Below are 11,602 nucleotides of genomic sequence, written 5' to 3'. Positions count from 1 at the left end.
CATCATGTTCTTACTTTAGTAAGACTTTTAAAAAAAATGTCGGAGTGTCTCCCGTCAACTATAGAAATGTACATTGAGAATAAAATGACGCCGATACTGCTGCCCAAATTGCGGACACGCTTCCCAATCGCCATTAGAAAACTTGGCTACGCCAAGCCACTGGCGAAGGCGAAGCCTTAGTTGCACTTACACTCATTTCCTTGAATCTTTTATTTTTTTATACTTTCTTATCAGTGTAAATCAAGCCCACACTCTGACGTGTGGGCTTTTTTGAGGGTAAAGAAATTATAAATTTTTAGCTAAGCATCAAAGTGTAAGCCAGATACAAAAGTTTGAGACGCCTGCGGGATCAGCGTGCCAGTGTGACCCCGCAGGTACTCGTCTGCTTGAGGAGGCTCGCGGTGCGCCCGCGGCAAGCGAGCAACTGAAGCGCTGATTCAGTACCGAAAAGACACGAACCCATGACATGTGGCTGGAGATTAAAGACCGGGCACTTTTTGCCCGGTCTTTCTAAATGCTTGTACAAAAAAGATTAATTGAGATCAGGATGTGCATTTTCCCATTACCGAAAGTGCTAATAAAGTACAAATGAAAACGTTTTATAAACAGCCTTTTTAACAGATCGGTGGGTTGAAATACGATCAATTATATGAAAATCGCGTGATAATTATTTACAATAATAAGCTGCTATCGTTTATTCTTTTTTTGTTGTAAGCGCTTTATAATTCGAACTGTTCCATGATCCTCTTCTTGATGCTGTCAATCGGACCGGTGACAAAGCAAAGAAAGATGATAGGGGTGAACAGACAGGAGTTAACCAGTAAATCATTCATTTAGAAAGGGCGGATATTGAAAATTGGGACGTACGCAGCAGAGCCGTGCCGGCCGCGTGCGGACCATACACAATTGAAGGAAGGCCGATTACTAACTCAGATAATGATTGAGAATGGGAGGAACAAAGATGCAGGATGTGACCTATCGGGAGATGAAGCCCCGATCAGCGCTATTCGATGTCGAAACAGATGAAACCAATCGGATGATCGCTTTAAGAAATCCTCGAGACCCGCATCAAATGAATTGGGTCAATCAGGATAAACAGTGGGGAAAAATTAAATGTGGATTGAACTTGAGTGTTGACGTGAAACGTGAATATAGCCGTCGCGACACGCTCATTGAGACTTATACTTTCAAAAATGCGACAAAGTTTGATATCTATACGGTCGGGACTCGGCTTGGCATTTATACCCCTTTCCCGGACTATTATTCCGATGCACAAACATGCCTGACGCAATGCTGCAACACGCATATCTGGTGCGGCGGCGACAGCAGCTATATCATGGCGTTGAGGATGGGCGGCGAAGCACCGCATCTGGGACTGATCTTGCGCAAAGGCAGCTTGAAAGGATACAGTATCGACCGGAATTATACGGTAACTGGTCGGGAAGAGAACGTCAGCAATCATCGCGGCGATTTCATTCTCCATCCGGAAAATTTGCATTTGCGGCCGAACGAAACCTATACACTGCAATGGGAGTTGTTTTGGTTTAAAGATAAGCAAGATTTTCGGCGGATCATTCACGAGCAATCGGATTTTATCACGGTGTCGTCGAGGGCATTTTTGACGCTTGGAGATGAACCGGTCCGTTTCACGGCACATATCGGCGGAGTTACTGAAAATGGAGAAAGGCCCGAGATTTACCGGGATGGTAAACTCGTTCCATTTGACTGGCAAAACGGAACGGCAACGGTCGTCGAGTCGCCGAATCACACTGGAGAATATAATTACGAGATCATCTGGAGAAATAAGCGGAGCCGGGCAGCTTTTCTGGTCATGCCGCAGCTTGAGACACTGACCGAACGCCGTTGCCGGTTCATTGTCGAACATCAGCAATGTCATGATCAGCAAAGCCATCTTTACGGTGCTTACTTGATCTATGACAATGAAGAAAAGCAGCAGTATTATGGGCACTTAAACGATCACAATGGCGGGAGAGAACGCGTCGGCATGGGCGCATTGCTTGCACTGTATTTGCAGCATCACCCGAATTCGAAGATGCAGAAAAGTTTGGATATCTATGTCGACTATGTCGTTCGTGAGCTCTTCGATCCGGAAAGCGGGACGGTTTACAACGATGTCGGACGAAACAACGACGATCCGCGTCTTTATAATTATCCGTGGATCGGTATCCTGTTTTTAGAAATGTACAAATTGAAAAATGATCATCAATTTCTGACTTGGTACGCCAAGAGCGTTGAAGCATTTTATAAGGCCGGCGGTGGCCGATTCTATGCCATTGGTATGCCAATGTATGAATCAATTAACGTTTTTCGAGAAGCGGGACGGGTTAAAGAAGCAGGACGGCTGCTGGATCTTTACAAGCAGCACGTCGATTATCTTGTCAAATGCGGTAAAAATTATCCACAAAGCGAAGTGGATTACGAACAGGCCATTGTCGCCCCGGCGGCGATTTATATTCGTGACCTGTATTGTCTGACGGGCGAAGAACATTATCGGAAAGCACTGGATGAGCAATTGAAAGTCCTTGATTTATTTCATGGATTTCAACCAGATTATCATTTGAATGAAAGCGCTATCAGACATTGGGATGGCTACTGGTTTGGCAAGAGAAGAGTCCTGGGCGACACTTTTCCGCATTATTGGACCGCATTGTCCGGCATCGCCTATTTCAGAACAGAAGACATTGTCGGTTCCGATAAATATGCTCGCAAAGTAAAGAAGCTACTCCGTTCCGTTTTAAGTTTGTTTAAGGAAAATGGAAGCGCTTCCTGCGCGACGGTTTATCCGATGAGTGTCAATGATCGACCGGCACATTTCGATGATCCGTGGGCCAATGACCAGGATTGGGGTCTCTACTACATGTTGAAATACGACGGAAGATAAATCGTCGCTGATCGTAAGAAAAATCGATTTCCGAAAGCTGAGGCGAGAGTAGTATGGCGATTATTGAAAAACAACTTCACGATGGCTGGGATGAGTACGCAGATAAATCTATTTATCGTCATCGCGGGAAAATAGGGATCTGGCGTTCATTAGGCTACGGTGTTTTTTCACAATATAGTATGGCGATGCAAGGAATGGTTGGAGGATGGCTGCTGTTTTTCTATACGAATTTTTGCGGACTCAGTGCGGTACAAGGAGCGTCTATTTTTGCCGTTGGCCGTGTTGTAGATGCCTTCACCACGCTACTTGCCGGCAGTATTTCTGATAAATTTTACAAGCTGAAAATAGGCCGTCGTTTCGGACGCCGACACTTTTTCATCCTGTTAGCGGCTCCGGCATCATTAATTGCGATCCTGATGTGGGTACCGGGGATGCATTATGTGTACTATTTGTTTTCGTACCTGATTACCAATATGCTGCTTTCCGCATTTGAAATTCCCTACGATGCACTGGCGAATGAAATGAGCGACGATTATAGTGAGCGGACGAAGCTTTCCACAACACGGATGGTGGTGGCCGGAGCAGGAGCACCGCTCATTTCCTGGACTCTTGCACAAGTATTCAGTCTCTGGCCGCAAACAAGCCCGACTCCTTATATTGTCGGGCAAACCATTTTCTCAATTCTTAGTTTCATCCTGGTACTTGTTACTTTCTTTTCAACCTGGGAACATTTTGTCACACGTAAAGAAGCGGCAATCGAAGAAAGACATCGTCCTCAGCATAAAAGGATGAATGCAGGACGCGCGTTTTGGCAGGCTGTAAAAAATTACTTCTCAACACTGAGAATCAAATCATTCCGTAAACATCTGCTGATCTTTGGTGCTTCTTATCTGGCGGCGTCCGTGTGGGGTACGGTATTTACCTACTACATTGTCGATGTGATCGGACAAACGCCTGCAACGGCTGCCTATCTGGGTATGTTCAGTCTCGTTTCCATTCCCGTTACGATTATTGCCGGGTGGGCGATTACGAAGATCGCGCCGCGTTCACTCTATGCGATTGCTTATGTCCCTATTTTAGTTACCTGCGGTGCATCTGTGGTTTTCGCACTTTATCAGCCGTCGCATATTTTGATCTGGCTAAGCGTTATGTGTTTCGTATATCAAACCGGGCAATATATTCTCTGGTTTATTCCATGGAATGTTTTTCCCAATATTCCCGATCTTGATACATTGGTTACTGGTGAGAATCGATCGGGCGTGTTTGCCTCGGTGATGATGTTTATCTATCAGACCTCCTTTGCCCTTGGATCGGTGGTTGTCGGACTATTGCTTGATGCCTCGGGATTCATCAAATCAACGGGTGGAACGGTTAATGAACCTGCCAGTGCCAAAATGATGATCGTTGGGATCATCAGTATCGGTGTTGGAGGATTAATTCTTGTAGCTTTAATCAGTGCGGCGACGTTTAAATTGGATAAAAACACGTTTAAAATACCCAGCGATGAGTTAAAACGCTTGAAAGCCGGTGGAAAAATGTCTGCAGTGGATCCGGAGACAAAACGAATCTGCAATCTGCTGACGGGCATCGATTACGATTCGATCGATGTTTGGAAACATACGGAAATGGAAGAGTACGAGGATAATCGAATGAAGAGAAAAGATGATTAAGGCGCATCGTAATGACGAGTGAAAACTATAAATGTTAATCTCGCGCATTTTTGATGCAACGATTCAGTAATATAGTGTGCTTCTCCAGAGAAGGCCGATCTTCCCGGTTTCGGAGGAGCTTTTTTCGCGACCTGACTATATGCCTTATGATTATTGGAACTTTGCAAGTCAGTATAAAAGATGGCAATGATCGTTTAACAAATGAGTATTTGGGATCATAAAAAATGAATATTAAAGGAGAAAGTGACCATGAAGCGTACGCCTTTTAAAGCATTTCTTTTTGGCGGTGACTGGAATCCTGAACAATGGTCGAAAGAAATCTGGCTGAACGACATGCAGATTTTAAGCAATGCCGGAATTAACGAAGCGACAATTAATGTGTTCTCATGGGCCCAATTGCAGCCCAGTGAAAATGAGTATGATTTTTCAACGCTGGACGACATTATTCAGCTGTTGATGCGTTATCATTTCAATATTGTCTTAGCAACTTCCACAGCTGCTGTTCCTGCCTGGATGGCTAAACGGTACCCTGATGTCGAAAGGACGGATTTCGAAGGCCGGCAGCATCGTTTCGGCGAGCGGCATAACGCTTGTCCGAATTCGCCGATATTCCGCAAATATAGTGCACGGCTGGCCGGAAAACTTGCTGAACGCTACGGGCATCTGGAGCAGGTCGTTTGTTGGCATATTTCGAATGAATATGGCGGATCATGCTACTGTGATCACTGTGCAAAGGCATTTCGTACCTGGCTGAAGCATAAGTATCAGTCACTGGAAGTTCTGAATGAAGCGTGGTCGACATATTTCTGGGGCCATACGTTCTATGAATGGGATGAGATTTTTCCACCGAACATTTTAGGGGACGGCATTGATGAAAACCACACGACGCTGTCGGGGATGTCAGTCGATTATCGCCGGTTTATCTCCGATAGTATGCTGCGTAATTTTGTTGATGAGAAAGAAGCAATCCGTCAGTTCGATTTGACGACGCCGATAACGACTAATCTGATGGGAACGTATAAAAATCTAGATTATTTTAAATGGGCGAAAGAAATGGATCTGGTTTCCTGGGATAATTATCCATCATGCAACACACCTCCGAGCTTTACGGCTATGTCGCACGATCTGATGCGCGGCTTGAAAAGAGGGCAGCCATTTATGCTGATGGAACAGGCTCCCAGCCAGCAGAACTGGCAGCCATATAATTCGGTCAAGCTTCCGGGTCAGATGCGTGAATTAAGTTACCAGGCGATTGCGCACGGTGCGGATACGATTCAATATTTTCAATTAAGGCAATCACGCGGCGGTACGGAAAAATTCCACAGCGCGATTATTAGTCACGCCGACACGGATCAAACAAGGATTCTAAAGGAGACCAAACGGTTAGGCGAGGAACTGGCGGCCTGTGGCACGCAATTAATGAACGGGCGTACAGAGGCGAAGGTAGGCATTATCTTCGACTGGGATAATTATTGGGCGTTCGAGTATCTCAGCGGTCCGAATGTGCGGCTTAAGTATGTCGATCAAATTCATCGTTATTATGCAGCGTTCTATCGCAGAAATGTGGCGATGGATTTGATTCCTGCCGATCTTTCTGCTGAAGAAATGGCCCAATACGATATCGTCATTGCCCCGGTATTGATGATGATCAAATCAGGAGTTGCTGATCATCTGAAACAGTTCGTGAACAACGGAGGAACCTTTGTAACGACATTTCTAAGCGGCATTTCTGATGAACATGACAACGTGATCATCGGCGGGTATCCCGGACCGTTCCGTCAATTGTGCGGAATCTGGGCCGAGGAAGTCGATGCTTTCCCGCCGGAGAAAACAATAAAGGTGCAGTTTGGAAACCGAAGCGCCATCGGTTCGATGATAGCCAGCATTTCTCACTTGGAGGGTGCCGCGGCACTGGCAACCTATCAGGATGATGTCTTTTACCAGGGTATGCCGGCTGTCTCCGTGAATCACTTTGGTCACGGACAAGCATATTATGTTGGGACGGTTTTAGATAACGACGGGCTGGATCTGTTGGCCGATCAACTGATCATGGATCATCATCTGACAAATTATTCAACCCCTGAGAATGTCGAAATCAGCGTCCGTTCCTATGATGATTACAAACTATACTATATTTTAAATACCGGAAAAGCCGTGCATAAGCTGGATACGTCGGCACTGGCAGGAAAGAAGAATCTGTTGAGCGGTGCATCAGTCGGCGCAGAGACTACGCTGCAGCCATACGATGTTCTGATTATCCGTGCCTGATTCACTGGCAGCATATCTATGAAAGGAATGGTGCATTTTTCATAGATATCTGATCGACGGAGCGGGTAACGTCGGAAAACGCGAATAAACATGATTCAGTGGGCTGCTGGGTTGAAAAACAAAGCTTTTTAGGTTTATGGGCCATATTGCCAGGTTTAATGGACTGTAAAAACATATAGGATTTTATTGGCGCAGGAAAATACATGGTACCTTCTGCGCCACTTTACTATAGAGAGAGTAAAAACTGGACCAAGAGCAGTATTTTACTTAAAAGTGTTAAGCGCGTTAAAATGGTGTATACCAATGGAGAATGACCATTAGAAAACTTGGCTTTGCCAAGCCTCTGGTGAAGGCAAAGACCTAGTTGCACTAATACTATATAATCCGCTGAATTTTAAACTTTCTTTCAAGAGTACAAAAAATCGTTCAGCGATCGTGGCGCTGCACATGGACCAAAAAAGTAATCCACGGCAGGCGTGACGGGTCGCTTTTTTGTTTTTTCTATATGCAACAGTATCAAAATAATCAGTGTAAGTTCTTTTTCATTTGCTGCACTGCTTATAATCGTTTTAAATTCTTGACCGTTTTTTCGTTCACAACATTCCCTGTGTTTAGAGTCGTGGCCGGTTCCAGCAGCAGAACGTGAGCGGTTTCCTCGGCGACAGGCATATGCTCAACCCCGCGAGGAACGACTATGCCTTCTCCAGCGTTTAGCGTGTAGATCTGTTCAGAATCCTTTTCTTTAACATGGATCGCAACCCGGCCCTCAATGACTAAAAAGAATTCATCCTCCTGATCATGATGATGCCAGACAAACTGATTGTGGAATTTAGCAACTTTAACCTGATAGTCCCCCAGATCACCGATCACTTTCGGTGACCAGAAATCAGTAAACTGTGAAAATTTATCCTTCAGATTTATTTTTTGCATCAAATGGGCCTCCATATCTAATAGAATATCTTTATTAAATTGTTTCTGTGAAAACTCTTCTGAACTTTTTATCCAGATGCTGAATCTGAGAATTGACGTTTGCATCATTAACCAATGATTGATACTCAGGGATAATAATTCCCCGAACTCGTATTTTTAAATAGTCCCTAAGTGCCTGAGAAGGCTCTAGTCGATGGGTAAATAAAAATTTTGGAAGAACTAAGACTGTCAGCATTGTCTTGTCTTGGAAATGAAGCAGCTGTGCGTTCAATCCCGGATTGAAAACTCCTTTCCTCATTCCTGATTCATAAAAATTTTGGATAACAGCATCACGTTTCGCAAGAGATTCGGAGAATTTTTCATACAAGTCCGGATAGACAGTTTTTAAATCATTAATAAAAGTTTCGGAGGAGGAGCCTGCCAGTACTACATTTTGAAAATAGATGGAAAGAAATTCATCAATAAATCCCTGAGCGTCTTTCGGGTCTGCAATCATTGATATTTTCTCTATGTATTGGATGTATCGGGCAGTGACAGCTTCGATGACTTCATCTTTAGATGAAAAATATTGATAGAGCTTGCCGCGGCTAATCCCCATTACTTTGGCGATGCCATCCATTGTCAATGCCTTGAATCCATTTTTCACAATATCATCATTAATTTTATTAATCATTTCTTGTTTGCGCTCATGCTCTGTGATCATATAGTTCACCCCATGAAATAGTAACTCTACTATATCATAGTATACAAATTATACAAAATGAACAAAATAAATAGTATTTGTTGATTTTGACTATTTCGTGTAGTAAGATACAAGCATCAAAAGATTGGGGAGGAATTCTAATGACACAGTCAAATAACAAGACGGTGCTGGTTACGGGTGGTACGGGATTTGTGGCCGGATGGGCCATTCATGAACTTTTAAAGCAGGGGTATGTTGTTCGGACAACGGTAAGAAGCGAGGAAAAGAAAGAGAATTTGCAGAATGATTTTTTACATAGGGGGATGGATACGCATGCTCTAACTGTTTATGTTGCTGATTTGACAAGTGATGAGGGCTGGAAAGAGGTAGTTACAGGGGCCAATTATGTACTTCACATCGCCTCGCCTCTTTCCGCGGAAAATCAGGATGACTTAGACTCATTTGTTGGACCCGCGCGTGATGGGGCGATTCGTGTCATTCGAGAGGCGGTCAAAGCAGGTGTCGAACGCGTGGTCATGACTTCATCGCTTGCTGCAGCAACGCCGGAAATCTCAAATAAAGATCAGCACATCAATGAATCATTGTGGACCAATCCAAACGATAAAAATTTAAACGCCTATCGAAAATCCAAGGCGATTGCCGAAAAAGCGGCCTGGGATTTCATGAAGGAACAAAACAGCAAGACAACGTTAACCACGATTCTCCCGGGAGCGATCTTTGGTCCAGTACTTTTTCCAACTATTCCTGGTTCTATTGAAGTAATCCAACGTTTAATACAAGGAAAAGGGATGGGAAATCCGAAAATCAGGTTTGAAATCGTTGATGTGCGTGATTTAGTCGATCTTCATATTCGTGCGATGATTCATCCGCAGGCGGCCGGCCAACGGTATATTGCCACCGGTGGATTTATGTGGATGAACGATGTGGCTAAGTTCCTGAAAGAGAAATTAGGTGAAAAGGGGAAAAACATTCCAACAAAAACAATTCCGGATTTTGTTTTAAGGAGTGCAGCGAAAATTACCCCATCTTTGGGCTCATTAGTTCCAATGTTAGGAAGAAAATTCCGATATACTTCAGCTAAAGCAAAAACGCAGTTAAACTGGAATCCTCGTCCGGTTGAGGAAACCATTCTTGATTCTGCCAGGAAATTAGAGGCATTTAAGTTGATATAATCTGTATGAAAAACAGGTTAAATTATTCGGAACAAAATCATCAATAAACAGCCCTTTGGAGAATCAAATGCCAAAGGGCTTTCCAAATTGGTGCATTTAAACTACTCTATTTTAATGTAAATGGGAGGAACTTGAGGCGTTGATCATACATAAAATGATTCGTCCCTTTAGACCGTGGCGGAGAACCGTGAGTTAAAATGACCTGTTTATCAAAAAGTATCCTCAGAGCTTTGAAATAGTGTTGTTGTTTTCGCTTATTGTGGTAAGCTTAATGGAAAATATTTGATAAGGAGATGAAAATCATGGTTGACTCAGTGACTTTAATTAGTTTTTCGTTGGTAGCGTTGGGCATTGTATGCGCACCTGGACCGAACATGGTGTATCTTGTTTCCTGTTCGCTGACTCAGGGCAAGAAAGCAGGTTTCTTCTCCTTATTGGGTGTGGTCACAGGCTTCATCGTTTATGTCATAGGAACAATCTTAGGCCTTGATTTCATCTTTAAAACCGTCCCGGTGCTGTACTCAGCAATCAAGATGGCGGGGATCGTTTATTTGCTGTGGATGGCATGGAACGCTGTAAAACCAGGCGGTCAATCGGTTTTTGAACCTCATGATGTTCCGCATCGTACACTGAAAAAGCTCTACTTAAACGGACTCATGACGAATTTATTAAATCCCAAAATAGCGGTTCTCTATATATCTTTGTTGCCACAATTTGAACACCCGCAAAATGGTCCGCTGGCTTTGCAAATCGGAGTGCTTGGAACCACGCAGATTTTGATCAGCTTTTCCGTAAACTTATTGATTGTATTGTTTGCGGGTCAAGTTTCCAAGATGTTAAGAGAGCGGCCGGTCTGGAAAAAGATCCAAAGATATTTTATGGCAACGGTTCTCGGTTTATTGGCATTGAACCTGGCATTTGTAAAAAATAAATGATTTAGTCAAAACGAGAAATGAAAGCAACTTACAGATCTGAAGACAAAAAGATAATTGTCGAGATATGGAATATATCATCAGGTGGATGGAGGAGCGGACGCAACTTGAGAAATGTATATAGGTGCGGAACGAACGAGAATGTACATAAGATCCAGCGTTCAAATAAAATAATACAAAATATTACAGATTTTTCATTTTGATTGTGATATAATCTCTGCATATTATTTTTTAGAGGAAGAAGGAGGGAGGAAAAATGAAAAAAAAGAATTTATTCTGGATTTGTATTTTAACATGCTTGATATTGTGTATGGCAATAGTGTTTTACGTGATTTTTTTCTCGGGAAGCAGTAATGAACATTGGTTTGCGACAGAAAAAACGGCAATTAAATCAATTGTGCAAAGGGATCCTTCTATTGTTGGTGTGTTAAAAGGAACGGGCTACAAACAAGATGAAAAAGTCGTTCCTTACTATTCTCATACAACGGAAATAAAGCATGGCTTTGGAATCATTTTGATTGAGAGGAAGGGCGGAAAATACCACGCAAGCAAAGCAAGCGAACAGATTGGTGCAAATAGATTAAGTGAGGGAACAAATGGAATCATTGAGTTTAAAACTCCGAAAGGTCAAAAATATCATTTTAGCTTTGGATATCAGAAGCATTCGGATTCAGAGAAAAAAGGTGGAGGGAATTACGCACTTGATTATCTTATAAAGCATAAAATCTACTATACATTGAAGGAGTTGCAATAACGATGATTAAAATAATTAAGGCTGTTTTGGTAACAATATCATTTTTTCTTCTGGTATTTACCGTCAATCCCATCACTAGCAAGGCCGAGGAAAAAAATACAGCAGAACAATCAATCAATCAACCAGTAATAAATACGGATGGCACACTGCCAAAAGAATTTTTTGATACACAAGCTAATTCTTATATTACCCCGTTTAAAGTTAATGACGATGGAACCATTCATTATTTAGTGGATACTGAATAATTATAAAACGCTTTATATTTAAAACA

10 protein-coding genes are annotated in these 11,602 nt (G+C 42.9%); 8 read left to right on the top strand and 2 right to left on the bottom strand.

The window, feature by feature from the left end; translation table 11 throughout:
* The 4 genes from M3N64_RS14270 to M3N64_RS13680 all read left to right on the top strand — a co-directional run.
* Positions 1–180, top strand: a 180-nt coding sequence (locus M3N64_RS14270; protein WP_249104116.1) for a hypothetical protein, incomplete at its 5' end; no start/stop codon positions are given.
* A 781-nt stretch (positions 181–961) separates the two neighbouring features.
* The gene (locus M3N64_RS13690; RefSeq protein ID WP_249104113.1) at positions 962–2,902 is read left to right on the top strand and encodes a hypothetical protein; all 1,941 of its coding nucleotides are present in this window, start codon (positions 962–964) and stop codon (positions 2,900–2,902) included.
* Positions 2,903–2,955: 53 nt separating this feature from the next.
* Positions 2,956–4,572 (top strand): MFS transporter, encoded by a 1,617-nt coding sequence (locus M3N64_RS13685; protein ID WP_249104110.1) that lies wholly within the window; start codon positions 2,956–2,958, stop codon positions 4,570–4,572.
* Positions 4,573–4,821: 249 nt separating this feature from the next.
* Positions 4,822–6,840 (top strand): beta-galactosidase, encoded by a 2,019-nt coding sequence (locus M3N64_RS13680; RefSeq protein WP_249104107.1) that lies wholly within the window; start codon positions 4,822–4,824, stop codon positions 6,838–6,840.
* 558 nt (positions 6,841–7,398) lie between these two features.
* Here M3N64_RS13680 and M3N64_RS13675 read toward each other — a convergent pair.
* Positions 7,399–7,770: a cupin domain-containing protein gene (locus M3N64_RS13675; RefSeq protein ID WP_249104104.1), complete on the bottom strand. Its 372-nt coding sequence runs from the start codon at positions 7,768–7,770 to the stop codon at positions 7,399–7,401.
* 34 nt (positions 7,771–7,804) lie between these two features.
* The gene (locus M3N64_RS13670; RefSeq protein WP_249104101.1) at positions 7,805–8,473 is read right to left on the bottom strand and encodes a TetR/AcrR family transcriptional regulator; all 669 of its coding nucleotides are present in this window, start codon (positions 8,471–8,473) and stop codon (positions 7,805–7,807) included.
* 140 nt (positions 8,474–8,613) lie between these two features.
* Here M3N64_RS13670 and M3N64_RS13665 point away from each other — a divergent pair, with 140 nt between their 5' ends.
* The 4 genes from M3N64_RS13665 (at position 8,614) to M3N64_RS13650 (ending at position 11,576) form a co-directional block, all read left to right on the top strand.
* Positions 8,614–9,645: an SDR family oxidoreductase gene (locus M3N64_RS13665; protein WP_249104096.1), complete on the top strand. Its 1,032-nt coding sequence runs from the start codon at positions 8,614–8,616 to the stop codon at positions 9,643–9,645.
* 302 nt (positions 9,646–9,947) lie between these two features.
* Positions 9,948–10,580, top strand: coding sequence for a LysE family translocator (locus tag M3N64_RS13660; protein WP_249104090.1), 633 nt, complete (start codon positions 9,948–9,950; stop codon positions 10,578–10,580).
* Between the two features lie 253 nt (positions 10,581–10,833).
* Positions 10,834–11,331 carry a hypothetical protein gene (locus tag M3N64_RS13655; protein WP_249104086.1) on the top strand — a complete coding sequence of 166 codons (498 nt, stop codon included), beginning with the start codon at positions 10,834–10,836 and terminating at the stop codon, positions 11,329–11,331.
* 2 nt (positions 11,332–11,333) lie between these two features.
* A complete protein-coding gene (locus tag M3N64_RS13650; protein WP_249104083.1) occupies positions 11,334–11,576 on the top strand; it encodes a hypothetical protein in 243 nt (80 codons plus the stop codon).
* Positions 11,577–11,602 lie beyond the last annotated feature (26 nt).

It is taken from the genome of Sporolactobacillus mangiferae (assembly GCF_023336505.1).
GTDB classification, from domain to species: Bacteria; Bacillota; Bacilli; order Bacillales; family Sporolactobacillaceae; genus Sporolactobacillus; species Sporolactobacillus mangiferae.
The sequence above is the reverse complement of the archived record's forward strand: the minus strand, read 5'-3'. Positions and strand labels throughout refer to the sequence as shown.